19 protein-coding genes are annotated in these 25,752 nt (G+C 71.7%); 13 read left to right on the top strand and 6 right to left on the bottom strand.

The annotated features are described in order from the left end of the window. Window positions 1–2: 2 nt before the first annotated feature. Window positions 3–638, bottom strand: a complete 636-nt coding sequence (locus ACIQCJ_RS19370) for a TetR family transcriptional regulator (RefSeq protein ID WP_355345621.1) — start codon at window positions 636–638, stop codon at window positions 3–5. A 225-nt stretch (window positions 639–863) separates the two neighbouring features. Here ACIQCJ_RS19370 and ACIQCJ_RS19365 point away from each other — a divergent pair, with 225 nt between their 5' ends. From ACIQCJ_RS19365 to gap, 4 genes are all read left to right on the top strand, one after another. Beyond that, on the top strand, window positions 864–1,676 hold the full coding sequence (locus ACIQCJ_RS19365) for a hypothetical protein (RefSeq protein WP_402712011.1): 813 nt from the start codon (window positions 864–866) through the stop codon (window positions 1,674–1,676). Between the two features lie 45 nt (window positions 1,677–1,721). Then, window positions 1,722–2,681, top strand: coding sequence for an NAD(P)H-dependent flavin oxidoreductase (locus ACIQCJ_RS19360; protein WP_402712010.1), 960 nt, complete (start codon window positions 1,722–1,724; stop codon window positions 2,679–2,681). A gap of 238 nt (window positions 2,682–2,919) precedes the next feature. Then, window positions 2,920–3,867, top strand: a complete 948-nt coding sequence (locus ACIQCJ_RS19355) for a DJ-1/PfpI family protein (protein WP_391045381.1) — start codon at window positions 2,920–2,922, stop codon at window positions 3,865–3,867. A gap of 249 nt (window positions 3,868–4,116) precedes the next feature. After that, window positions 4,117–5,115, top strand: a complete 999-nt coding sequence (gene gap / locus ACIQCJ_RS19350; protein ID WP_402712009.1) for a type I glyceraldehyde-3-phosphate dehydrogenase — start codon at window positions 4,117–4,119, stop codon at window positions 5,113–5,115. A gap of 235 nt (window positions 5,116–5,350) precedes the next feature. Here the strand turns inward: gap and ACIQCJ_RS19345 are convergent, their stop codons facing one another. Continuing rightward, window positions 5,351–5,629, bottom strand: a complete 279-nt coding sequence (locus tag ACIQCJ_RS19345; protein ID WP_391045375.1) for a YciI family protein — start codon at window positions 5,627–5,629, stop codon at window positions 5,351–5,353. Between the two features lie 357 nt (window positions 5,630–5,986). Here ACIQCJ_RS19345 and ACIQCJ_RS19340 point away from each other — a divergent pair, with 357 nt between their 5' ends. The 6 genes from ACIQCJ_RS19340 to ACIQCJ_RS19315 all read left to right on the top strand — a co-directional run bounded on the left by ACIQCJ_RS19340 (window position 5,987) and on the right by ACIQCJ_RS19315 (window position 20,341). Further along, window positions 5,987–6,964, top strand: a complete 978-nt coding sequence (locus ACIQCJ_RS19340; RefSeq protein WP_391045373.1) for an acetylxylan esterase — start codon at window positions 5,987–5,989, stop codon at window positions 6,962–6,964. A 239-nt stretch (window positions 6,965–7,203) separates the two neighbouring features. Then, window positions 7,204–7,473: a hypothetical protein gene (locus tag ACIQCJ_RS19335; RefSeq protein ID WP_402712008.1), complete on the top strand. Its 270-nt coding sequence runs from the start codon at window positions 7,204–7,206 to the stop codon at window positions 7,471–7,473. Beyond that, window positions 7,470–8,513: a LacI family DNA-binding transcriptional regulator gene (locus ACIQCJ_RS19330; protein ID WP_402712007.1), complete on the top strand. Its 1,044-nt coding sequence runs from the start codon at window positions 7,470–7,472 to the stop codon at window positions 8,511–8,513. The genes ACIQCJ_RS19335 and ACIQCJ_RS19330 overlap by 4 nt, the downstream gene beginning before the upstream one ends. Window positions 8,514–8,934: 421 nt before the next feature. Continuing rightward, window positions 8,935–13,329, top strand: a complete 4,395-nt coding sequence (locus tag ACIQCJ_RS19325) for a LamG-like jellyroll fold domain-containing protein (RefSeq protein ID WP_402712006.1) — start codon at window positions 8,935–8,937, stop codon at window positions 13,327–13,329. Window positions 13,330–13,501: 172 nt separating this feature from the next. Then, entirely contained in the window at window positions 13,502–19,945 is a 6,444-nt protein-coding gene (locus tag ACIQCJ_RS19320; RefSeq protein ID WP_402712005.1) for an RHS repeat-associated core domain-containing protein, read from the top strand. A gap of 3 nt (window positions 19,946–19,948) precedes the next feature. Further along, window positions 19,949–20,341 carry a hypothetical protein gene (locus ACIQCJ_RS19315; protein ID WP_401310967.1) on the top strand — a complete coding sequence of 131 codons (393 nt, stop codon included), beginning with the start codon at window positions 19,949–19,951 and terminating at the stop codon, window positions 20,339–20,341. A 20-nt stretch (window positions 20,342–20,361) separates the two neighbouring features. Here ACIQCJ_RS19315 and ACIQCJ_RS19310 read toward each other — a convergent pair whose 3' ends face one another. Next, window positions 20,362–20,730 (bottom strand): hypothetical protein, encoded by a 369-nt coding sequence (locus ACIQCJ_RS19310; RefSeq protein WP_355345586.1) that lies wholly within the window; start codon window positions 20,728–20,730, stop codon window positions 20,362–20,364. A gap of 18 nt (window positions 20,731–20,748) precedes the next feature. On the opposite strand from ACIQCJ_RS19310, the gene ACIQCJ_RS19305 reads away from it, so the two are divergent. Then, window positions 20,749–21,606: a LysR family transcriptional regulator gene (locus ACIQCJ_RS19305; RefSeq protein WP_355345583.1), complete on the top strand. Its 858-nt coding sequence runs from the start codon at window positions 20,749–20,751 to the stop codon at window positions 21,604–21,606. A gap of 140 nt (window positions 21,607–21,746) precedes the next feature. Here ACIQCJ_RS19305 and ACIQCJ_RS19300 read toward each other — a convergent pair whose 3' ends face one another. Further along, the gene (locus tag ACIQCJ_RS19300; RefSeq protein ID WP_355345580.1) at window positions 21,747–22,169 is read right to left on the bottom strand and encodes a hypothetical protein; all 423 of its coding nucleotides are present in this window, start codon (window positions 22,167–22,169) and stop codon (window positions 21,747–21,749) included. A 564-nt stretch (window positions 22,170–22,733) separates the two neighbouring features. On the opposite strand from ACIQCJ_RS19300, the gene ACIQCJ_RS19295 reads away from it, so the two are divergent. Next, a complete protein-coding gene (locus ACIQCJ_RS19295; protein ID WP_355345577.1) occupies window positions 22,734–23,120 on the top strand; it encodes a DoxX family protein in 387 nt (128 codons plus the stop codon). Between the two features lie 36 nt (window positions 23,121–23,156). Here ACIQCJ_RS19295 and ACIQCJ_RS19290 read toward each other — a convergent pair whose 3' ends face one another. Together ACIQCJ_RS19290 and ACIQCJ_RS19285 are read right to left on the bottom strand one after the other, a co-directional pair. Next, a complete protein-coding gene (locus ACIQCJ_RS19290) occupies window positions 23,157–24,056 on the bottom strand; it encodes a GNAT family N-acetyltransferase (protein WP_391045353.1) in 900 nt (299 codons plus the stop codon). A 179-nt stretch (window positions 24,057–24,235) separates the two neighbouring features. Continuing rightward, window positions 24,236–24,976: an alpha/beta hydrolase gene (locus tag ACIQCJ_RS19285; protein ID WP_402712004.1), complete on the bottom strand. Its 741-nt coding sequence runs from the start codon at window positions 24,974–24,976 to the stop codon at window positions 24,236–24,238. 299 nt (window positions 24,977–25,275) lie between these two features. On the opposite strand from ACIQCJ_RS19285, the gene ACIQCJ_RS19280 reads away from it, so the two are divergent. Beyond that, window positions 25,276–25,731 carry a hypothetical protein gene (locus tag ACIQCJ_RS19280; RefSeq protein WP_355345568.1) on the top strand — a complete coding sequence of 152 codons (456 nt, stop codon included), beginning with the start codon at window positions 25,276–25,278 and terminating at the stop codon, window positions 25,729–25,731. Window positions 25,732–25,752 lie beyond the last annotated feature (21 nt).

The raw sequence follows: 25,752 nt of genomic DNA, 5'->3' as shown, positions 1-25,752 counted from the left end.
GTTCAGGGAGCGGGCAGACCCGCGACGATCCCGTCGAACGTCTCGCGCAGGACCGCGGCGAGCGACACGGGCGGATCCGCGGTCAGGGAGTGCTCGACGGCCACGGCGCTGCCCGCGCCGACCACCGCGGCGACCAGCTTGGGATACACATCGCGGGCGACGTCCGTGCCGGTGCGCTCGGCGACGGCCCTGGCCAGCTCCTCCTGCGCGGCGGCGTTCGCCTTGACGATCTCGCCATGCAGGGCCGGTTCCGCGAGCATCAGCCGCACGCCGTCCGTCCAGCGCCGCCGGTCCTCGGACGAGCCCTGCTCAGGACCGCCCTTCGGCGCGAACTGGCCCTCCACGGCATGTGCCACCGACTCCCACAGCGGCTCGTCGGCCGGTCGCGCGCGCAGTTCGTCGGCGACGCGTCGCATCCGCTCCAGGTGGCTGGCGGCGATGGCCTCGGCCTTGCCGGAGAAGTAGTTGCGGAAGGTGCGCACGGACACGTTCGCCGCGGCGGCGATGTCCTCCACGGTGACGTCGTCCCAGCCGCGCTGGACGCACAGCCGGATCGTGGCCTGGCTCAGCGCGACACGCGTCTCCCGCTTCTTGCGCTCCCGCAGGCCGAGGCGGGCGGCGTCTTCGTCCTGTGTCATGGCTACGACGGTAGATAAATATTGCCGTGATGGCAAGATTGCCGGAGCGGCAAGTTTATTGGAAGGCGGTCGGCGACGGTTCCGGGGGCGGCTCGCGTCGGCGCCTCCCGCTCTCGGGGGCGCACCTGAGGGTCACGTCCCTGACACCACGTCAGGGGCCTTTCGGGGTACGGCAAGGGGCATCCCCAAGGCCGCACCGCCGTGCGCGACGGCAGGCTGACAGCCATGCGATCCACCACCGACACGCGCCGCTCGACCGTCCGCCGCGGAGCCGTGGGCCTGGCCCTCGCCGCCGCCCTGGCCGCCACGGTCACGGGCACCGCGAGCGCCGACCCCGCAGCCGACCCCGCGGCTCTGTCCGCAGCCTCGTCCGCGGCCACCGACGCGCCCGCCCCGCCGCCGTACTCGTCCGACTTCAGCGACTGTCCGGCCCTCCCCGCCGGGGTCGACGCCACGCTCTGGAAGTGCGAAGTCCTCACCGCCACCGGGTCGTTGACGCTCGGCAGCCGGACGATCCCCGAGCTGGCGCCGATGACCCTCACCCACGCCGAGGGCCCGCTGCCCGACGGCGCCGACGGCCAGGTCTGGGGCGCCCTGCGCAGCGCCCCCGACCGCGTCCCCGGCGGCCTCACCGGCATCCCCGGCGCCGACCGCGACCCGCTGCTCCGGCTGTCCCTGCGACCGGAGTACGGCGGCCGGTCCGACTTCTTCTCCGTCGGCGACCGTCTGGGCCTGTTCACCCTGCGCTTCCGCGCCCTCAGCCCCCTGCTGCCGCACGGCTGCGTCATCGGCGGCGGCGACACCCCGGTCGAGCTGCGGCTGGTGCGCTCTGGCGGCTCCCGCGTCGTCTCGCAGGACCCGCCGGTCATCGCGTTCGACGCCTACGGCACCGCCTTCACGGTCCCCGGCGCCACCGGCTGCGGCCCCCTCGACCGCCTCGTCGACAACCGCCTCGGACTTCCCGCCGCCACCGGCAACGCGATGCGGCTGAGCGCGTACTACACGTTCAGGACCTACGATCAACTCCCGCCGCGCTGAAGGGGATCACGCGTCACGGACCCGTCCGGGGCCATGATGGAGCGCATGACTTTGGCGACGGCGTTCACGGAGATGTTCGGTGTGCGGCACCCGATCGCGCTGGCACCGATGGGCGGTTCCGCCGGTGGCGCGCTGGCGGCGGCCGTGTCGCGCGGCGGCGGCCTCGGACTGCTCGGCGGCGGCAGCGGCGACCGGGAGTGGCTGGCCCGCGAGCTGCCCGTGGCGGCCGAGTGCGGCAGGCCGTGGGGAGTCGGGTTCCTGAGCTGGGCGGCCGAGGCCGGCGCCGTCGAGCAGGCACTGGAGTACGGTCCCGCCGCGGTGATGCTGTCCTTCGGGGACCCGGCGCCCTTGGCGGCACGTGTCCGTGCGGCGGGCGTGCCGCTGATCGTGCAGGTCACCGACCTGGAGGAGGCCCGGCGGGCGCTGGACGTCGGGGCCGACGTCATCGTGGCGCAGGGCACCGAGAGCGGCGGACACGGCGCGCGCCACGGCCGGTCCACGCTGCCCTTCGTGCCGGTCGTGGTCGACCTCGCGGCTCCGGTGCCGGTGCTCGCGGCCGGTGGGATCGGCGACGGCCGCGGTGTGGCCGCCGCGCTGGCGCTGGGCGCGGCCGGTGCACTCATCGGCACCCGCTTCCAGGCGACGGCCGAGGCCGGGGCCGAGCCCTCGGCCGTCGAGGCGATCGTCGGCGGGAGCGGGGAGGACACCGAGCGCAACAGCGTCCTGGACATCGCCCGCGGTTCCCGGTGGCCGACGGCGTACACCGCTCGTACGCTCGGCCACCCCTACCTGGACCGCTGGCGCGGCCGGGAGGCGGAGCTGGCCGCCGACCCGCAGGCGCGGCACGAGTACCAGGCCGATGTGGCGCGCGGCGCGGTGCCCTCGCTCCCGGTGTGGGCGGGGGAGGCCGTCGACCTCGTCCACAACGTCCCGCAGGCCGCCGACCTGGTCGCCGTACTGGCCGTTCAGGCGGAGGAGGCGCTGGCGCGGGCCGTACGGCGCTGACCTCGCCGTCACGCGGGCCGACGTCCGCCCGTACGGGAGCGGGCGCGGACAGGCGTACGCCGCCCGTACGGGAGCGGGCGGCGACAGGCGCACGCCGCCGGGTGGCAGGATGCTTGCGGTAGGTGCCATCGCGGCCACCGGCGCCCCGGCGGGTACCCGTGTCCGGCCGCGAGGCGCGCGGAGTCACCGCAGCAGTCACGCAGTCACCGCAGTCACCGAAGCGACCGGAGGAGAGCTGATGAGCCGGAAGCGGCACCGCGTCGCCGTGCTCGTACTGGAGGGTGCGAAGCCGCTCGATGTCGGCATCCCCGCGCAGGTGTTCTCGAACCGGCCGAGCATGCCGTACGAGGTGCGGGTGTGCGGGGCCGCGCCAGGACTCGTGACCGGCGGTGACGGCCTCTCGTACCACGTGGCCGAGGGGCTCGACGCGGTCGAGCACGCCGACACCATCTTCATCCCCGGCTACCGCGAGCCCGCGACCACGGAGCCTCCGGCGGCGGTCGTCAGCGCGCTCACGGCGGCCCACGGGCGGGGTACGCGCCTCGCCGCGATCTCGACGGGGGCCTTCGCGCTGGCGGCGACCGGCCTGCTCGACGGGAAGCGGGCGACGACGCACTGGCACTACACGAAGGCATTGGCCACCCGGCATCCGCTGGTGCGGGTGGACGAGAACGTGCTGTTCGTGGACGAGGGCGACGTGCTCACCTCGGCGGGCGCGGCCTCCGGTATCGACATGTGCCTGCACTTGGTGCGGCGTGACCACGGAGTGGGACTCTCCAACCACGTGGCGAGACGGCTGGTCGCGGCGCCGTACCGCAGCGGGGGACAGGCGCAGTACGTGCCCCGGAGCGTGCCGGAACCGCTCGGCGACGTCTTCGCGAGCACGCGGGAGTGGGTGCTGGCGCACCTCGCGGAGCCGCTGACGCTGGAGGAGCTGGCCCGCCACGCGCGGGTCTCGGCGCGGACCTTCTCGCGGCGGTTCGTGCAGGACACCGGGTACACGCCGATGCAGTGGGTGCTGCGGGCGCGCGTGGACCTGGCCCGTGAACTGCTGGAACGCACCGACCTGGGCGTGGAGCAGATCGCCGACCGGGTCGGGCTCGGCACGGGCGCCAATCTGCGCCTGCACTTCCAGCGGATCCTCGGTACGTCGCCGACGGAGTACCGGCACACGTTCTCGGCCTGAGGGGTCTCGGTCCGAGCCTTTCCGGATGGGAGCTTTCCGGGCTGGTGCTTCCCGGCCTGAGTCTTTCCTGGCTGGAGCCGTGAGGGCTGAAGCGGTACGGAGCCGCTGGACCTCAGGCGAGTCGATGGCGGGCCGCTCGCGGTGTCACGACCGGCCTGGCGAGATCCTTGCGGGCGCTGTCATTCGGGCCACTGTCGGCTCGGCGCGCGGTTGCCGACCATGGAAGACGTAACGAAAGGAGCCCTTCTCATGACCCGCATCGCCGTCAACGGATTCGGCCGTATTGGCCGCAACACCCTCCGCGCCCTGCTCGCCCGCGACACCGACCTCGAAGTGGTCGCCGTCAACGACCTGACCGCGCCCGAGGCGCTGGCCCACCTGCTCGAGTTCGACAGCACGCTCGGCCGCCTCGACGCCTCCGTCGAGGTCGACGGGACCGACCTGGTGGTCGACGGCCGCCGCATCAAGGTGCTCGCCGAGCGCGAGCCCGAGAAGCTGCCGTGGGCCGAGCTGGGCGTCGAGATCGTGCTGGAGTCCACCGGCCGGTTCACCTCGGCGGACGCCGCCCGCGCCCACATCCGCGCCGGTGCCAAGCGCGTCCTGGTCAGCGCCCCCTCGGACGGCGCCGACGTGACGCTCGCGTACGGCGTCAACACCGACGACTACGACCCCGCCTCGCATGTGATCGTCTCGAACGCCTCGTGCACCACCAACGCGCTGGCCCCGCTCGCCGCCGTCCTGGACGACCTGGCCGGTATCGAGCACGGCTTCATGACCACCGTGCATGCCTACACCCAGGAGCAGAACCTCCAGGACGGCCCGCACCGCGACCTGCGCCGCGCCCGCGCCGCCGGGGTCAACATCGTCCCCACCACGACCGGCGCCGCCAAGGCCATCGGCCGCGTACTGCCCAACCTCGACGGGAAGCTGTCCGGCGACTCCATCCGTGTCCCGGTCCCGGTCGGCTCGATCGTGGAGCTGAACACCACCGTCGCGCGCGAGGTCACCCGCGACGAAGTGCTCGCCGCCTACCGCGCCGCCGCCGATGGCCCCCTCAAGGGCGTCCTCGAATACACCGACAAGCCCCTGGTCTCCAGCGACATCACCGGCCGCCCCGCCTCGTCGATCTTCGACTCCGCCCTCACCCGCGTCGACGGCAAGCACGTCAAGGTCGTCGCCTGGTACGACAACGAATGGGGCTTCTCCAACCGCGTCATCGACACCCTCGAACTCCTCGCCCGCTCCTGACCGACACCCAGCCGCAGGCCGCCGCCGCTCGGCGTAAGTCGCTCACCGCACCGGTGAGTTGACTGATCGTCAGTCCTCGCGGTGGCCACGCGGCGCGATCCTGCTTCAGGTCGCCGAGGCGATCGAGGCCCACGGCCGACGAACCGGCCGTGGGCCGACTCGTTCTCCATGGGGGAGTGTTCTCGACGCCTGCACCGAGACCAAGACGGTCATGCTCCACCTCCGAGGCACCGGATCAGCCGTCGGTCAGACGGTCCCGCCCGACCACCGGAGCCCACTCGTGGACGGCGGTCACGGTGACTCCGGGCGTCCGGTAGTACGCGTCCGCGGCCATGATCCGGTCCAGTTCGTCGCGGTCGGCGGAGAAGACGAGAAGCGCGCCCGTGTCGTCCGCCCAGGGACCCGCGGCGACGAGGCGGCCCTCGTCATGGAGGCGCTGGAGGATCGCGCGGTGCGCGGGGCGGGCCGCGAGGCGTTCGGAGGTGGCGGTGAAGGCGAGTTCGACAGTCAGCATGCCTCCGAGGGTAGGTTTCGGGAGTGGCCGGATCCGGATCACGTGATGCCGCGGGCGTGGCGAGCCCGCCTGCCGGGACCGGCGGCGCAGTGGGCGCGGCACGCGCGCACCGGAACGCAGGCCCCGGCCGTGACCTGCGAGAACGCCACTCGCTAGCATGGCCGTCGGCAACCGTACCGGGCCTCACCGGCGGGCCGGGACGGTGAACGGCGGCCGCCGCCGGATTCGACCCGGACGCGGTGCGATCGAGAGGATCGAGAAGCGGCCACGGCTCGTCCGGCCGCCGACAGCGCATTCGCCGCCCCCGCCGGGCCTTCCGGCGCCGGGCGGAACGACCGAGGAGAGGAATCCGCACCCGTGACGGCCGAGGCCATCGAGACCCACGACTTCCCGTTCGACCCGACGTACGGATACGACCTGGACCGGCTGCTCCAGGTCGGCACCCCGGAGGCGCCCGCCGACTTCGGCGACTTCTGGCAGGGCGCGTACGCCAAGGCGCTGGCGGTCGACACCGCGCCGCGGGTGGGAGCGCTGGAGGAGGAGCGGGACGGTGTACGCGTCCACGCGGTGTCGTACACCTCGGTCGGCGGCTTCCGCGTGGGCGGCTGGCTGACGCTGCCCGCCGACGGACACGTCACGCACGGCATGGTCGTCCTGCACGGCTACGGCGGCAGGGACGCCGTCGATGTGACGCTGCCCCCGCCCGGCACCGCCGCGATCTGGCCGTGCGCCCGCGGAATGGCCACGCGCAGCCTCGACCCGGAGATTCCGGCGACCGCGGCCGAACACGTCGTGCACGGCATCGCCTCGCGCGAGACCTACGTGCACGGCGGATGCGTCGCCGACACCTGGTGCGCGGCCTCCGCGCTGCTCGCCCTGGTACCGGGAGCGGCGCGCCAACTCGCCCTGGTGGGAGGCAGTTTCGGCGGCGGGATCGGCGCCCTGGCGCTGCCCTGGGACGACCGTTTCCACCACGGGCTGCTGACCGTGCCCAGCTTCGGCAACCATCCGCTGCGGCTGACCCTGCCCTGCACGGGCAGCGGGGAGGCGGTCCGCGCCCACTACGCCCGGCACCCCGAAGTCACCGAAGTGCTCGGCTACTTCGACGCGGCCGTCGCCGCCACCCGCGTCCGCGTCCCCGTCCACGTCGGCGCGGCCCTGTTCGACCCCGCGGTGCCGCCGCCCGGACAATTCGCCGTGCACAACGCCCTGGGCGGCCCGAAGGAGCTGTTCGTCCTGACGGCGGGCCATGTCGAGTACCCGGCCGCCGCCGAGGAGGACGCCCGACTGCGGGCGGCACAGCGGGAGTTCCTGGCGGAGGCCGACCCGCGATAACGGCCGGCGGTCGCCGGGACGGCCACGGACCATGTGCTCGCGGAAACGTCCCGCACGCGGTGCTGACGCGCTCTCCGTACCAAGACCGGCCGGGACACCGGAAGGCCGCCGGGCCCTGACGCTCGACGGACAGCCGAGCAGCGAGGCCGACGTGTCGAGCCCGCTTCCGGCGGACCGCCCGCAGCGGGATCCCGCCGATGCGCGGCACCGGACGGGCGGCCCGCGCCTACCATGCTGACGTGCAGCTCATCTTCCCGGACCCGCTCGGCTCGCTGAAGCCGCTGTGCCGCGCCCGCCGCGCCCGTCGTGCCCGCCGCGCCTTCCGCCCCCGTCGCCCCCTGGAACGCCATGCCGCGCCCGCGCGAACCGGCTCCGGACCGGGCCGGGCGGGCGGACTCGCCGGGACGGCGCACGCGGCAACCGAGCACCGCCGCCAGGAGACCGGCCCGGCCCGGCGCGAGCCGGTGACGCACAAGGACAGCCCCCTGCGACAGGAGAGCACACCGTGACCGCCCGCCGCCGCGACCGCGCCCCCAACCAGGCCGACGTGGCCCGTCTCGCCGGGGTCTCCCAGTCGGCGGTCTCCCGAGTGATCAGCGGCGACGCCGTCCGCGCCCGGATCCCCGAGGAGACCCGCAAGCGGGTCTTCGACGCGGTCAGGGAACTCGGGTACGTCGCCAACCCGGCCGCCCGCGCGATGCGCAACAAGCGCACCAACCTCCTCGGGGTGCACACCTTCGAGGCCGTCTTCCCGCACGCCCGCGAGGACTTCTACTTCGAATTCCTCCAGGGCATCGAGGAGCGGGCGGAGGAGACCGGCTACGACCTGGTGCTGTTCACCTCGACCGGCAGCGGCGACGGACGCCGCCGCAACATCTACCGGGACGGCACCAACCGGCTGGGCCTGGCCGACGGCAGCGTGCTCCTCGGCGTGTCCACCGACCGCGGCGAACTGGCCCGGCTCTGGTACGAGGGCTACCCGTTCATCCACATCGGCCGCCGCGAGGTGCCCGGCGCCGAGATCCCGTGCGTCATCCCCGACTACGAGACCGCGGCGGCGGGCATCGTGGAGAGGCTCGCCGCGCTCGGGCACCGCAGCATCGGTTATCTGCGCGAGCCCCTGGAGATGGAGCCGTACACCGACCGCCGGGAGGGCTACGCGCGGGCCGTCCGCGAACTCGGCCTCACCGACGGGTCACCCGGCTTCCGCGGCGAGACCGGCCTGTCCGACGCGTGGCTCGACCACCTGGTCACGGGACCCGAGACGGCCGTCGTCGCCGAGAGCGTACGGCTCGCCGAGACGCTGCGGACGAAGCTGGCCGAGCGCGGCCTGCGGGTGCCGGACGACCTGTCCGTCGCCGTGCTCGAAGGCGCGCCCGAGCAGCCGGAAGGCCGGTGGGTGTCGCTGGAGATCCCGCGCGTCGAGATCGGCCGGACCGCCGTGGACCAGCTCATCGCGATGCTCGACGACCCCGGCCGCCGCGCCGACAGCCTCCTCGTCCCCTGCTCGATCGCCGCCGGCAGCACCCTCGCTCCTCCCCGTCACTGACCGTCACCGACCGCCCGTCCGAACACCCGCCTGTCGGACCGTCCGACCGCCCGCACGTCCGCCGCCCGCCGTCTGTCCGGGCCGCGTCGCGGCGCTCACCGACGGTGCCGATAACGCCGAGACGGCGCATAGGGCCGTTGTGCGAGCAGGGCCGGACAAAGCCGGGCAGCGGCTCTCACCAGCGGCTAAGCGGAATTCACACAGACGCGGGCATCCGTCCGCTACCTGCGCCTACGCGAAATATTCGACGGACATTGACGGAACGTCACGAAACGCTGGGGGCGGGCGAATATTCGAGAGAAGTGTGTTGCTGTCGTGAAGGTGTTGATCTACGGTTCTCGATTGTTCGCGCACTGTTAACAGACGCCTACAAGGCGGCGCGTCTCATGGGGGGATTATGGATTTGGGTGGGGTCAGACGTGTGCGTGCGTCTCGTGGGCTGATAGTGACGCTCGCGTCCGCTCTGGTCGTCGCGGTGGGTCCCGCGGCGGCGATCGCGGTCGCCGCGGCACCGACTCCGGGCGCGGAGCCGACATCGACATCGATGTCGAAGGCGGCACAGTCCTCGAAGCCGGTGAAGGCCGACACCGGTGCGTCGCACCGCACGGCGCTCACGCAGGACGCGGCGGTCGCCGAGGCGGCCGAGGCCGGGCAGAGCGTGGAGATCACGTCGCTGCGGACGGAGTCCAACGAGACGTACGCGCTGCCGGACGGCAGCCTGGAGACGGACCAGCACCTGCGTCCGGTCCGGGCCCGCGTCGGCGGCGAGTGGAAGACGATCGACAACACTCTGGTGCGGCGGCCCGACGGCGGCGTCGCACCCGCGGTCGCGTCGGTCGGCATGGAACTGTCGGGCGGCGGCTCCGCGCCGCTGGTGACCCTGGACAGGGCCGGGCGGAAACTGTCGTACACCTGGCCGTCGGCGCTGCCCGCGCCGACGCTCGACGGCGACACCGCCACGTACAAGAACGTCCTGCCGGACGTCGACCTCCGGGTGCGCGCGGACACCGACGGTTTCCACGAGCTGCTGGTGGTCAACACCGCCGCGGCGGCGCGGAATCCGGCGCTCACACAGCTCACCTTCGGGGTGGTGACCGACGGCCTCGACGTGGCGCGCACCGCCGACGGCGGTCTGACCGCCACCGACACCACGACCGGCGGCGAGGTCTTCGCGGCGCCGCAGCCGATCATGTGGGACTCCGGCACGCAGGGGACGAACACCCCGGCGGCCGGAACCAAGAGCGCCAGGACCACCAGCGCCGCCAAGGGCGCGAAGGCCGCGACCGCCGAGGACGGCAGCCCGGAGGACCCGGCGCAGGGCCCGACCGATACCTCCCAGATGGCGCCGATCGCCGTCGCCGTCGACACCTCCGACGTGTCCGGCTCGCTGACGCTGACGCCCGACCACGCGCTGCTGACCGGCGCGGACACCTCGTTCCCGCTGTACATCGACCCGCAGACGTACACCCCCAGGGCGGGGGACTGGACGATGGTCTCGCGCTACTGGGCCTCCAGCCCGCAGTACCGCTTCAACGGCGACGACGACGCGGGTGTGGGCGACTGCGACTGGACCTACTGCGCGCCCAGGGACGTCAAGCGGCTCTTCTACTCCTTCCCGACGTCGAAGTTCGCGGGCAAGACGATCCTGGACGCCACCTTCGTCGCGCACGAGACGTGGTCCGCGTCGTGCACCGCCAAGCCGATCGAGCTGTGGCGCACGAGCGGTTTCACCAAGGGCACGACCTGGAACTCCTCCGCCGACCACTGGCTCGACCACATCGACACCCAGACCGAGGCGCACGGCAGCTCCGGCTGTGCGGCCTCCGACGTCGAGTTCAACGCCACCACCGGCGTGAAGTACGCGGCGGCCCACAACTCCGGGACCACCACCTTCGGTCTGAAGGCCAACGAGTCCGACCCGTACGGCTGGAAGCGCTTCACCAACAAGGCGTATCTGCGGGTCCACTACAACCAGCCGCCCAAGCAGATCCCCATGTCCCACCTGTCGATGAGCCCCGGCGCCTCCTGCCACAGCCCGTCCACGTCGGTACGGATCCGCACCCTGCCGACGATCAGCGCGAGCGATGTCACCGACCCCGACGGCGACCAGGTGAGCGTGCAGTTCTCCGTCGCGTGGGACGCCGGTGACGGCAAGGGCCTGGTCACGCAGTGGACTTCGGCGAAGATCGGCCCGAAGAAGTCCGGCTCGACCTTCTCCACGAAGCTCACCGCGACGCTCGGCGGCAAGACCGTCCCGAAGAACAAGACGATCGCCTGGCAGGCCCGCGCGGTCGACTACGACCAGGGCAAGTACTACAGCTACTCCCCATGGTCGTCCGCGGGTTCCGCGACCAACTGCTACTGGGTGTACGACACCACCGTGCCGGCGGGCCCCGTGATCACCTCGGGCGACTACCCGGCCGTCGACGACAACAACCCCAACGACCCGACGTACGACGGTGTCGGCCGGGACGGCGACTTCACCTTCCGCTCGGCCTCCACCGACGTCGTGAAGTACTGCTACGGCGTCAACGCCGACGCGGTGTGCGACACGGCCCACACCGTGGCCACCTCGGGCGGCGCGGCGAAGTCGGTGACCTTCCGGCCGACCCGCGCGGGCACCAACTTCCTGAACGTGCAGGCATTCGACAGCGCGGGCAACGGCAGTGAGCCGGAGGTGTACGAGTTCCGGGTCAAGGAGGGCCAGCCCGCCCGCGCCCAGTGGCAACTCGACGACGACGCGGGCGCCACTCAGGCGGCCGGTTCCGCCGGTGACCGCACCCTGAACGTGGTCGGCTCGCCGACCCTCGGCGCGCCCGGCAAGTCCGGCACCGCCGTCGACTTCAACGGCACCGACTCCTACCTCCAGTCCGACATCCCGGCCGTCCACACCGACCAGGGCATGACGGTCGCCGCCTGGGTGAAGCTCGACCGGATGCCGACCGCCGCGGCGGTCGTCGCCGCACAGCCGGGCAACAACGCGCCGGGCTTCGAGCTGTACTACTCACAGGGCTACGACCGGTGGGTGTTCAACCAGTACAGCTCCGACTCGGCCACCGCCACCCCGGTCCGCGCGATGTCCGCCACGGCGGGCGGCGTCACGGCCGGACAGTGGTACCACCTGCTCGGCACGTACGACGGGACGGCCCACACCCTGTCGCTGTACGTCAACGGGGCCCTGATGGGGACCACGAGCTACACCACCGCGTGGGACGCGCGGCGCGGTCTCCAGATCGGCGCGGGGAGCTACTCCGGCTCCCCGGGGAGCTTCTTCCCCGGCACGGTCGACGACGTCCGGATCTACGACAAGCCCCTGGTGGCCGCCGACGTGGCGCACCTGTACAAGGGGGAGCAACTCGGGGCCGGCCGCCCGGCCAGCGCGGTCTTCCCGCTGGACGAACCGGCCGCGCAGGACGACGGCAACCCCACCACGGTGGTGCACGGCCAGGCCGACGTGGACCCCGCGGTCCTGCACGGCGGGGTCACCGCGGGAAGCGCGGGCGCGCAGGACAAGTCGCTGACCCTCAACGGCACCAGCGGCTACGCGTCCACCCGCTCCCCGCAGGTCAACAACCAGCGCAGCTTCTCCGTGGTCGGCTGGGCGAAACTGTCCGCCAAACCCGACCACGCGGCGATCATCGCCACCCAGACCAGCACCTACCGGCCGGGCTTCGAGCTGTACTACTCCGCGACCTACGGGTGGTCCTTCGACGCCTACACCGCCGACTCCGACAGCGCCACGATCGTGCGGGCCGCCCAGGGTGACACCACCCATTCACCGGCCGGTGTCTGGACCCACCTCCTCGGCTCGTACGACGCGAACACCGACGACATGCGGCTGTACGTCAACGGCCTCTGGGTGGCCACGACGAAATTCGCCGCGCCCTTCTACGGCAAGGGACCCGTCCAGATCGGCGCCGGGTCGTACGACGGCGCACCGAGCAGCTTCTTCCCCGGTCAGATCGACGACGTGCGGTTCTACGACCGGGCCCTGTCGGCGCCGGAAGCCGAGTCGATGTACCACAACCAGCTCGTGGTCGAAGGGCGTTGGAAGCTGGACAGCGCGTCCGGCACTCCCCAGGTCTCGCCCGACTCGCTGACCACCGCGGCCGACCAGCACCCGCTGACCCTCGGCGGCGGCGCGCAGATCGACGCCACAGGCGCCAACAGCATGGTCGGCACCGGGTCGTTGGTGCTCAACGGCACGTCCACCGGCTACGCGTCGACCACCACGTCACCGATCCACACCAACAGCAGCTTCACGGTGGGCGCGTGGGTCTCCACCGCCGCGCGGCCGACGAAACCGGTGACGGTGCTGAGCATGGCCGGTACGAACACCAGCGGTTTCGCGGTGCGTTACGTACCCGACTCCGCCGACCCGGCCCACGCGGGCGCCTGGCAGTTGCAGACGTCCAACGCGGACGGCACCGGCGCCGTCGTCTCGACCGCCTCCGACACCAGCTTCCAGGACAACGGCGCGTGGGATCACATCGCCGTGGTCTACGACCTGATGGCCGGTCAGATGCGGTTGTACATCAACGGCCAGATGCAGCAGTCGCTCTGCTCCGACGGTGACGACGACGGCAACCCCGACGACCCGGCGTGCAAGGAGTCGGTGTCGTGGAACTCCTCGGTGCTGCCGTTCGACGCGACCAAGGGCCTGCAACTGGGCCGCCTCAAGACCGGCACGTCCACCTGGGGCGAGTACTGGCCCGGTGTGATCGACGACGTGTGGGTCTTCGGCGGAGTCGCGACCGACACCCAGATCGCGGCGCTCGCCAGCGGAGTGGATCTCGACACCACCGCCGGGCCCTGACCCGGTAGCACCACCGGGGCGGCGCGCGGGTCATCGCGCGCCGCCCCGGACGCGTGGCATTCGACGAAGTGACAGATCAGACACGTGCGCACGGGCGGAGCCCGGCGGCGGTTCGTGCTGCCGACGTCGGAAGACGGGGGCGCACACGGTGAGGGATGGGGACGGGACAAGCGTGAGCGACAGACGGACATCAATGGGCGGCGCGCGCGGCAAGGCCGCGCTGCTCGCCTGCGGAGCATTGGTGGCGGGCCTGCTGCAAGTGGCCGCGCTACCGGCGGCCCAGGCCGACGACATGCCGAGAACACCGTCCCCGGGCGCGCCCGTGGCCGGACACTCCAGCACCACGACGGCGCCCCGCGCCGAGGACGGCCTGCCGCACCGGGCCGACGACCGGGCCGCGGAGAAGTCCTGGGCCGCGCCCGGAACCGCCACGGTGACGCTGCCCGCCGCGCACGCCGAGCCCACGGCGGTGCGCGCCGGAAAGCTCCCGGTGACCCTCACCGTGCCGGCGGCGGCGACATCCGCCACGGCCCGCGGCGCGGCCAAGGCGACGGCCCCGCCGTTGACCGGCGCCGCGACCGTACGCGTCCTGGACCGGAAGACCACGCGGGCCGCGGGCGTGGACGGCCTCCTGTTCACCGTCGCACCGCGGGCGGACGCCGAGGGCGGAACGGTCGGCGTCCGCGTGGACGACAGCGCGTACGCCCAGGCGTACGGCGGTGCCTACGCGGCCCGGCTGCGCCTGGTCACACTGCCCGCGTGCGCGCTGACCACCCCCGACAAGCCCGCCTGCACCACGCGGACCCCGGTCCGCGCCACGAACGACGCGGCAGCGCACACGCTGACCGCCGACGCGCTGACCCTGGCGTCCTCGGGCGCGCCCGGCACCGCGACGGTCCTCGCGGCCACCGCGGGCACGTCGAGCGACCACGGCGACTACACCGCCACCTCGCTGTCCCCGTCCTCGAACTGGAACGTCGGGCCCAACACCGGCTCCTTCACCTGGTCCTACGACATGCCCGCCCCCGACGTGCCGGGCAGCTTCACCCCGAAGGTCGGCCTGTCCTACGACTCCGGCAGCGTCGACGGCCGCACCAGCAGCACCAACAACCAGGCGTCCTGGGCCGGTGACGGCTTCGACCTGTCGCCCGGCTACATCGAGCGCAGCTACAAGTCCTGCGGCGACGAAGGCGCCAAGGACTCCTCGGGCAAGAAGTACGAGGACCTGTGCTGGGCGTACGACAACGCGTCGATCTCCTTCGACGGCCACTCCGGCCAGTTGGTCGCCACCGGCACCAACTCCTTCCGGATCAAGGGCGACGACGGCACGAAGGTCGACCGGGTCTACGGCACCTCCACCGACGTGCGCTCCAACGGCGCCCGCAACGACGAGTACTGGCGGCTGACGCTCACCGACGGCAGCCAGTACTACTTCGGCTACAACCGGCTGCCCGGCTGGGCGAGCGGCAAGGCGACCACCGACTCCACGTGGACCGTGCCGGTCTTCGGCAACAACGCGGACGAGCCGTGCCACGCCTCCACCTTCGCCAACTCCTGGTGCCAGCAGGGCTGGCGGTGGAATCTCGACTACTCCGTCGACCCGCACGGCAACGCCATCGCGTATTACTACACCAAGGAGACCAACTACTACGGCCGCGCCAGGACCGCCGCCAGCCCCACGACCTACGTCCGCGGCGGCTACCTGGACCACATCGACTACGGCCTGAAGTCCACCGCGATGTACTCGGCCAAGGCCCTCGCGCAGGTCGCCTTCACCAGCGGGGAGAGGTGCCTGTCCGCCACGGCTGGCGCCTGCGACGCCTCGAAGATCGACAACGCCGCCTCCCCCTGGTACGACACGCCGTGGGACCTCAACTGCAAGTCGACCGGCGACTGCCACTCCTTCGGCCCGTCCTTCTGGACCCGCGAGCGCCTGACCGCGGTCACCTCGCAGGTGCTCACCTCGGCCGGGAAGTACACCCCGGTCGACACGTGGAAGCTGGGCCACCAGTGGGGCATGGCCGACATCGACTACCAGTTGGAGCTGGCGTCGATCGAGCACACGGGCAACGCCGACACCCCCGAGGGCGCGCCCGACCTGACCATGCCGAAGATCACCTTCGGGTACGACCAGCGCACCAACCGGCTGGACATCCCCGGTGACAACACCTCGCCGTTCATCAAGGAACGCGTCTCGACCATCGACGACGAGACCGGCGGACAGACCGACATCACCTACTCCACCGCGGCCTGCGACGCCGCGCACCTGCCCACCCCCGACACCAACACCACGCTCTGCTTCCCGCAGTCCTTCACCAAGGAGGGCGACGAGGACCCGTCGCGCCAGTGGTTCAACAAGTACGTGGTGAAGCAGGTCATCCAGTCCGACCGCACCGCCTCCTCGCCCGACGAGGTCACCAGGTACGACTACCTCGGCGGGGCCGCCTGGCACTACGACTCCGACGACGGCATCACCAAGGAGAAGTACAAGTCCTGGTCCACCTGGCGCGGTTACGCCCACGTCCAGGTCGAGACCGGCGGCCAGGACCCGGTCGGCATGAGCTCGCGGACCGACCACTACTACCTGCGCGGCATGGACGCCGACAAGACGACCGGCGGCAAGCGCACCGTAACCGTCTCCGACGACAACGGCGGCACCATCACCGACCACGACTCGCTGGCGGGCGTCGAGTACAAGACCGAGCACTACTCCGGGCCCGACGGCAAGGTGCTGGACAAGACCGTCAGCACCCCCTGGCGCCACGAAACGGCCTCGGTCACCCGCAGTTGGGGCACCATCGCCGCGAATCTGACCGGCACCGCGGAGACCCGCGCCTGGACCTCCCTGGACAACGGCGCCGGTTCGTCGTGGCGGATCACCGACGTCACCCGCACCTTCGACAACACCGCGGGCCGCGTCCTGACCACCGACGACCACGGCGACATCTCCACCGCCGCCGACGACCGGTGCGCCACCACCACCTACGTCGACAACGGCACCGACTGGATCCTGGACAACCCCTCGCGGATTCTCACGGTCGCGGTGCCCTGCTCGGCGACCCCCGACTACACCAAGGACGTCCTGTCCGACATCCGCACCGCCTACGACGGCCACGCCTACGGAGCCGCGCCGACCGCGGGTGACGCCACGCACGTGGCGAGCCTGAAGTCCCACAACGGCACCACCGCCACCTACCTGGAGTCCGCCGCGGCCTACGACTCCTACGGCCGCGCCGTCTCGGCCACCGATCTGAGCGGCGACGTCACCGCGACCGTGACCGGCGCGCCCCAGCGCACCGACCGCACCGACGGCCGCGTCACGACCACGGTCTACGCCCCGGCGACCGGCTTCCCGACCACGACGACGGTCACCACACCGCCGGCCACCGCGGGAGACGCGAGCACCGCGCAGACCACCACCACGACCCTGGACCCCGTACGCGGGCTGCCCGTCACGGTCGTCGACACCAACGGCAAGCGCACCGACACCACATACGACGCGCTGGGCCGCAAGCTGAGGATCTGGCTGCCCGACCGCTCCAAGGCCAACAACCAGACGCCCAACTCCGCCTTCACGTACACACTGGCCGACGGCAAGCCCCCGGTGGTGGCCACCACGAGCCTCGCGGGCACCGGCACGCAGACCGCGTACGCGCTGTACGACGGCTTCCTGAGGGTCCGTCAGGCCCAGACACCAGGGCCCAAGGGCGGCATGCTGGTCTCCGACACCTTCTACGACGAACGCGGCCTGCCCGCGAAGACCTTCGCCTCGTACTACGCGGCGAAGGCGCCCTCCACCGTGCTGTACAAGGTGGACGACGCGCTGTCGGTCGAGACGCAGACGTGGAACACCTACGACGGTCTCGGCCGGGTCGTGCGCAGCCAGCAGGTCGCGGGCAACGGCGACGGCGGCCAGGTCCTCGCGACCACCACCACGGCCTACGGCGGCGACCGCACCACGGTCACCCCGCCGAAGGGCGGCACACCGACCACCACGGTCGTGGACGCGGGCGGCAACGTCCGTGAGCTGGACCAGTACCAGGCCGCGACACCCACGGGCCCGTACGACAAGACGCTCTACGACTACACCCCGGCGGGCAAGCTCTCCAAGGTCACCGACGCGTCGGGCACCGTCTGGGAGTACCGCTACGACCAGCGCGGCAACCAGACCAAGGCGATCGACCCCGACAAGGGCACGACCGACTCCGGCTACGACGACCGCGGCCAACTGGTCTCCAGCACCGACCAGCGCGGCGAGAGCGTCACCCACCTCTACGACGGGCTCGGCCGGGAGACCGAGACCCACGACGGCGACGCGACCGGCCCGCTGCTGACCAAGCACGTGTGGGACCCGGCCGGTTTCAAGGGCCAGATCGCCTCGGCCGCCCGCTACGTCGGCGGCGCCACGGGCTCCGCGTACACCGTGGCCTACTCGCTGTACGACAACCTGTACCGCGCGCACCGCACGACGACCACGATCCCGGCGGCCGAAGGCGCGCTCGCCGGTTCCTACCAGGGCAACGTGCAGTACAACGCGGACGGCACCACGCAGTCCGTCGGCTACCCCGCGGCGGGCAGCCTGCCCGCGGAAGCGGTCACCCCGACCTACGACGAGGTGCTGCGGCCCAGCACGGTGTCCGGCTCCGGCGGCGCCACGTACACGACCAACACCACGTACAGCTACACCGGCCAGGCGCTCCAGTACACCTTCCAGGCGGCCGGGCAGAAGATGACCCAGGTCACCAACACCTACCAGTGGGGCACCCAGCGGCTGTCCAACTCCCGCGTCGACCGGCAGGACGTGCCGGGCACCGACAAGTCCGCCACGTACGGCTACGACCCGGCCGGTGACATCACCTCGCTCACCGACGTCTCCCGCGACGGCACCGACGCCCAGTGCTTCCAGTACGACTACCTGGGCCGGCTGACCGAGGCGTGGGCGCAGGGCTCGGCGGGCTGCGCGGCCACCCCGAGCGCCGCGGCACTCGGCGGCCCGGCCGCGTACTGGCAGTCCTTCGGCTACGACAAGGCGGGCGACCGCACCAAGGAGACGGACCACTCCGCCACCGGCGCCACCGCACAGGACACCGTCCGCGACTACTCCTACCCCGCCCCGACCGGCCCCCAGCCGCACACGCTCAGCCAGATGCGGACCACGGGCCCCGGCGGCAGCACGCTGAAGTCCTACACGTACGACGCGATCGGCGGCACCCAGACCAGCACGGTCGGCGCGGCCAAGCAGACCCAGGTGTGGGACACCGAGGGCCACCTGACCCAGGTGACCGCGGTCGACGGCAACGGCGGTACGAAGACCACCTCGTACGTCTACGACGCCGACGGCAACCGGCTGGTGGTCCGTACCGACAGCGGCAGCACGCTCTACCTCGGCGGCACCGAGGTCGCCCTCGCCAAGGGGTCGACCACACCGCGCGCCACCCGCTACTACGACCTCGGCGACGGCAACCAGGCGATGCGCACCGACGACAACAAGGTGTCGTTCCTGATCGCCGACAGCCAGGGCACCAGCCAACTCCAGATCGACGGCGCCGACCTGACCATGCAGCAGCGCCGTACCACCCCCTTCGGGGAACCGCGCGGCACGGCGCCGACCGCCTGGTCGGGGGACAAGGGCTTCGTCGGCGGCGTCAACGACCCGGGCACCGGCCTGACCCACCTCGGCGCCCGCGACTACGACCCGTCGACCGGCCGCTTCACCTCGGTCGACGCCGACCTCGACACCAGCGACCCGCAGTCGCTCAACGGCTACGCGTACGCGGGCAACGACCCCGTCTCCCAGAGCGACCCGACGGGCCTGTACACCTGCCGCAACGGTCACGAGGGCTGTGACGAGCACGGCAACGCCTGCGGCAAGGACTGCAGCGCGTGGGCGACCCAGACCGGTGACTGCGTGCACACCGAGTGCAGCAGCAGCAAGGTCAACCAGAACCCGTACGTCAGCCTCAAGACGCAGCGCAAGGTCTCCTACGCGCGACGCCACTGCGACGACCTGTGCGGCACCCTCGGCATCTCCTCGCCGAGGGAACACCGGTGGCAGGACCTGATCAAGGACCTGTACGGCGGCAACGCGCCGGAGCCCGAGCGGGACACGTACGCGGCCGCGCACGCGCAGGAGAAGTCCGTCGCCTTCTCGCCGCACCCGAGCTACAAATACACGATGTCGGAGCTGATCGGGCCCAACAGCCTCGGCACGCCCGAGGAGATCATGGCCTACTTCAAGGCGCACCCGAAGGAGATGTTCCCGTTCAAGGTGACCGGCTGCGACGCCTTCACCCAGGGCGCGATGTGCACGCTGCACCCGGGCGACTCGATCGCGCACGGCCTCGGCCGGATCGCGGGCGGACCCGGCAAGGTGAAGGTGTCCTTCAAGGACAAGACCTCCTTCACCTTCACGGTGACCAACAAGGGATACTTCGACGACGCCGGTTCGCAGATCAAGTTCTCGATCTCGTCCCGGAAGGACGGCGTGTACCTGACGCAGAAGGCGTACACGACGGGCTCGAACTGGTTCGCGTGGGCCGGGGTCAAGATGGGCGCCGCCAAGCAGCAGTGGCAGCAGCAGGCCCGCAATCTGCGGAACGCCATGGAGAACAAATAACGGATGACACGCACGACGCGTAGGGCCTGGCTGTCCTCGGCCCCATGGATCGCCGCCGCGGTGGCGACTCCATGGGCGTCGAGGGCGGCCTCGCCCGTCGACCCCACGGTGGTCACCCTGCTGGCCGCCTTCGCCGCCGTCGGCGTCCTGGGCATCCCGCTGGGCGTCCTGCTCGGACGCCTGGGCGTCCGGCGGGAGGCCGTCGCCGTGGCCGCGCTCGCGGTGGCCGGGGCGGCGGCTTCCTGCGCGGTCCGGATCGTCGGCGCCAGTGACGAGAGCCCGGCGGGCAAGGCGGCGATCGTCCTCGTGCTGGCCGCGCTCTTCGCGGTCCTGGCCCTGCCCCTGCCCGCCGTCGGCTTCGTCGTGGCGTGGGTGCGGCGGAAGCGCGCGCACTGAGCACGCGCCCGCCCAGTCGGTCAGGCCAGCGGCTCGTGGTTGGCCCAGACGACCTGGTACGGGTAGCGGGCCTGCCAGCGGCTGATGAGTTCCTCGGTGCCGGGAATGGCGAAGGCCGCGTTGAGCGCGTCGAGGTCGGCGACGCCGATGTGGACGATCGCGGTGGCGGTGAACACCGGGCTGTGGTCGTCCGCGGGAACACGGATGTGGCGCCGGGCGGAGAAGGTACGCACGTGCCCGGAGCCCACCATCAGGCTTTCGATATCCTTGAGGTATTGATCCAGGTCCGCGTCCGGGATCGACGGTTCGAACGAGACAATCATCGTGTGGCTGATCATGGGTCCATGGAACCGCCGCCCGGCCGCCACGTCCAAGACCTTCTGGATCATCAGCGATAACCTGAGGGCATGAGTGACCTGGAGACGCGCGAGCTGGAGTACTTCGTCGCGGTCGCCGAGGAACTGCACTTCGGCCGCGCCGCCGAGCGCCTGTCCATCGCGCAGCCCGCGCTGTCGAAGGCGATCCGGCGGGTCGAGTCGCGCCTCGGTGTCCTGCTCCTGACCCGTACGAGCCGCCATGTGGCGCTCACCCCGGCGGGGGAGGCGCTGCTGCACCACGGCCGCCACGCGCTCAACGCGGTCGGCGCGGCGGCCGAGAGCGCGCGCCGGGCCGGTGACGCGCGGGCCCAGCTGCGGCTGGTGATCAAGCCGGGCGGCGACGCCAATCTGCTGTCCGGGATCCTCGCCGCGTACGCGGAACGGCCGGACGCGCGCCGGGTGGACGTGCTGTTCGGCGGCGCCACCGACCGGGCCGACCACCTGCGGGACGGCAGGGCCGATGTGGCGCTGCTGTACGCGCCGTTCGACGACCTGACCGGGCTCGCGTCCGAGACGCTGTTCGTGGAGGGGCGGGTGGCGATCATGCCGCGTGACCACCGGCTGGCCGGGCGTGCGCAGTTGCGGCTCGCGGATCTGGACGGCGAGACGCTGCCGCGCTGGCAGGGCGTGGGCTGGGCGGGTGTGCCCGACGACGGGAGCGGGCCGGAGGTCGCGGACGTGCCGCAGATGGTCCAGATGATCGTGCTGGGGCGGATGATCGCGGTGCTGCCGCGGTCGCTCGCCGAGCCGGCGCATCCGGGTCTGGTGTGCGTGCCGGTGACCGACGCGCCCACGAGCCGGCTGGTCGTGGCGTGGTCGCGCAGCGACGACCGGGCGCTTGTCGCCTCGTTCGTACGGGCGGCGGTGGCAGCGGCGGGCAGGGCGTAGGCATAGCGCGTGTGGTGCGCGGCGCGCACGCGTCGGTGCGCGAGAGCCGCGAGCCCGACCGCCGCCTCCACCGTACTGAGGGTGGGGCGGCGGTCCGGCCGGTGCCGCGTGTGGTGCGAGTGGTGCTGCGGACTGCCTGACTACCGGCCGACGCGCGGGAGGCTGTTGAGCTTGCCGGGCAGTGCGGTGTTCGTCTGCTGGGCCCGCATGAGAGCGAGGACCGCGCCGACACCGGCGAGGATCAGGCTCACCCAGAAGCTGAAGCCGTGGCCACCGGCCGGGCCGAAGTCGGAGTGCGCGAAGATCGCGATCAGGTACAGGACGAAGCCCACCGCGAAGCCGACGAAGGTCAGCATGCGGTCGGGCGCGGGCAGCGTGACGGTGGGCACGAAGAGGCTGACTGCGAGCACCGCGGCGCTGAGCACCGTGATGACCATCGCGAACCAGGCTATGAACAGCCCGTGGCTGAAGTGCCAGGCACTCCAACTCACGCTGCCGAGGTTGATGCCGTAACCGCTCCCGAAATCCCAGGAGTAGTAGTCGAAGAACGAGAAGATCAACACAATGAACCCGATACCGAGAATTGCCCAGTCGAGTCGGTTGACCGAAGCCGGGTCGAAAGAACCCCCGGACGGGCCGCTCGCGCTCGGCGGCTGAGTCGGTGGGCCCGGCGGCGGTACATCGTGCGACATGGTGACTTGTCTCCCTGCTGACGTCGTTCTACGAACACTCGGGGGCTGAGAATAGCGGTACGTCGCCCCACCCCGTAAGCAGGTTGGACCGACCTGCATCACATGGGTTCAATTGGTCGCTTTGTTACGTGTGGGGACGCCAGTGGCGGGAGTTGGCTTCTCGGTCCCACGGGTTCCGTGGGGAGGGTAAAAGGGGTGAAAGCGGCCCGCGCGAGGTTCAAGCATGCGCAAATTCGGCGTATTTGGCCGCGCCCGGTCCCGTGCCCGTCCTGCCATCGTGCCGCCCCCGGTCCTGCCCTCGCCCCACGCCTGTTCCTGCCTTCGTCCCGCGCCCGTTCCCGCCTTCGTCCCGCGCCGTTTCCGCTGGCGTGTCACAGGGCGCGGCGGCTGTCTCGTCCTACGGGACACAGGCAATTCCCGATCAAGGAGCGGACGATGAACCTCGCGCTGTGGATCGTCACCGGGCTGCTGGCCGCGGTGGCACTGACCGGCGGTGTTTCCAAGGCATTCATTCCCAAGGACAAACTGACCGCCACTCACGGCGGCGGCTGGACCGGTGACGCCAGTGTCACCTTCGTCAAATCCCTCGGCGTCCTCGAACTCCTCGCCGCTTTCGGCCTCATCCTTCCCGCCGCTCTCGACGTGGCCCCCTTCTTCGTCCCCGTCACCGCGATCTGCTGGTGCCTCCTGATGGTCGGCGCGATGACCACCCACGCCCGTCGCCCGGCCGAAGCCCCCTTCGTCCTCCTCAACCTCTTCTATCTCTGCCTGGCCCTGTTCATCACCTGGGGCCGCCTCGGCCCCCACCCCTTCACCGGGTGAGGCCGCCGTGGCCGCGGCCCTCGTGGCGGTGGGGATTCATCCCGACGGCGGTGTGGTGATCCGCTTCTCGAACCAGTGGTGGGCGTACGGCTCGTCGTTGAAGGCCGCGACCTCCTCGAAACCGCAGGAGTGGTACAGGCTGATCGCGGCGTTCAGCGCCTTGTTGGTGTCAAGGCGCAGCAGGTCCCGGCCGTCGCGGGCGGCCCGCAGTTCCAGTTCGGCCAGGAAGCGGCGGCCGAGGCCGAGTCTGCGGGCCCGCGGCGCGACCCACATGCGCTTGATCTCGGCCGGGGCCCCCGGCGGCAGCTTCAGACCGGCGCAGCCGACCGGCTCACCGTGCAGCCGGGCGACCAGGAAGAGGCCGTGCGGCGACCGGAGTTCACCGGCGTCGGGCAGGAGACTGCGCGCGGGATCGAAACCGGCGTCGAAGCGTTCGCGCAACTCGGCGAAGTAGGAGCGCATGCAGTGCTCGGCATCGGGGTGGTCCGGGTCGACGACGTCCAGCGTGACCGTCGCGGCGGTCAGCAGCCGGTCGACCTCGGCCATGGCGGCGACCAGCCGGGAGCGCTGGACGGCGTTGAGCGGCTCCAGCAGGGAGCCCGCCAGTTCGTCGCTGCGACCGTCGAGCACCGCGCGCTCGGCGCGACCGGCGTCGGTGAGCCGGACCGTGCGCACCCGTCTGTCGCGGGGCAGCGGCTCCACCGTCACCAGCCCGTCCGTCTCCAGGGAGCGCAGCAGACGGCTGACGTATCCCGAGTCGAGACCGAGCCGTTCGCGCAACCGGCGTACGTCCTGGCCCCGTTCGCCGATCTCCCACAGGAGCCGGGCCTCACCGATCGGCCGGTCCCGGCCCAGATAACGGTCGTGGAGCACGCCCACGCGCTCGGTAACGGTGCGGTTGAACCGCCGCACCTGGGCGATCTCTCGTGCGTCCATTCTCTGACTCTAGTCAGAGAAGTCCCGTCGGACCAGAGGTGACCGATCCACGTCGCTCCCCGGTGCCTCCGGTCGTAGGACCGTGTGTGGAGGAGCGCCGCCGAGCCGGTGGCGGCGCTCCTCCGGGGCCGTCCCGGTCGGAGCGGGCTACCGTCCGGGACCGGTCTGACGGCGCGCCGCTACTTCAGGTGGCGGGTGAAGAACTGGGCCGCGGCGGCACCCGCGGACTCCGGGACTCCGGCGTGTCCGCCGAGGTGGGCATGGAGGGACTTCTCCTTGGAGCCGAAGGTGTCGAAGAGATCCAGGGACGCCTGCCGGTCGTTGCCTTCGTCGTCCCACTGAAGGAGGACGTGCAGGGGAATGGTGACCTGCCTGGCCTCCTCGAAGATGGCGCGGGGCACGAGGCTCCCGGCGAACAGAACGGCTGCCGAGACGCGAGGCTCGACCACCGCCAGCCGGACGCCGACGGAGATCACCCCTCCCGAGTACCCGACCGGGCCGTCGACCTCGGGCAGTGCGAGAAGGGCGTCCAGGGCGGCCCGCCATTCCGGGACGGCCGCCTCCACCAGGGGGAGGACGAGGGCGTGGACGATCTCGTCGCCGACCGGCTCGCCGGTCTCCATCGCCCGGCGCAGGTCGGCGCGGGCCTCGTCGAGGGCGGGCAGGCGAGGCCGGTCGCCGCTTCCGGGGAGCTCGATGGTGGCCGTGGCGAAACCCTCCGCCGCGCAGCCCAGGGCCCGGCCCAGCAGCCGGGGGTACATCTTGCGCAGCCCGAGGGGAGGGTGGCCGAGCAGGATCAGCGGCGCCGGTGCTGCCGCGGACGCCGTATCGGGCGTCCACAAAATGCCGGGGATCTCGCCGAGGGTGAATTCGCGTTCGAGGACGCCTTCGTCGAGGCGCTGCTCAGAAGTGAATCGCATGGTCGTGCCTTTCGGGAGTGCTCGTTGACGGCGCTCCCGGACGACCTATCGCCCGACCGTGGCCCCAGAGGGGAGCACCCATGTGGATACTGCGTTCACGGGTACCACCTCCTCGTTCTCTCGCACGGCCTCGGGGAGGGTAGCAAGGGCCGGGCACGCTTCGCCAACGGGTTTTCCCCGCGACGCCGTGGCCGCCGGCCGTCCCCGGTGCGCCCGCCCCCGGCCTCCCGCCGCGGGCCGGTCGCGCCGGGCGCTCCGATCGCCGTGATGGACACGGCCGGCCGGGGAAGGTCTTGCACATGACCAACCATGAACAAGAGCGCGGCCCCGCGGCACCGGCCCGACGTCCCGCAGGGCTGAGCGACGCCTCGGTGGAGGCGCTCGGCATCCTCTCCGAAGCCCTCGAGACGGTGGAGCGGGCGCGCGGGCGGCTGTACGACTTCCACCAGCTCACCGGGGGAGCCGACCTGCGACTCGGCGAGGCGGTCGAGCACCTCAGGGCCGCGGGCCACGCGGAACACGCGGAGCGGCTCGAACGCGAGATCGTCGGCCGCAACGTCCTGCCGGGCTACTGGACCTTCCAGATGGTCGAGGCGTACGACGACACGTACGTCGAACCCTTCCGGCGCATGGAGGAGCAGATCCGCACCGACCTGGCGGGCGGCGCGCGCCACATCCACGAGGCCGAGATGAAGGAGGCGCGCCGCACGCACGGCCACCCCGACCACACGGCCCGCCCCCCGCGTCCGTCCTGACCCGTATCCCGCCCCCCCGGA

This window comes from Streptomyces sp. NPDC093221, from assembly GCF_044753885.1.
Lineage (GTDB): Bacteria > Actinomycetota > Actinomycetes > Streptomycetales > Streptomycetaceae > Actinacidiphila.
The sequence above is the reverse complement of the archived record's forward strand: the minus strand, read 5'-3'. Positions and strand labels throughout refer to the sequence as shown.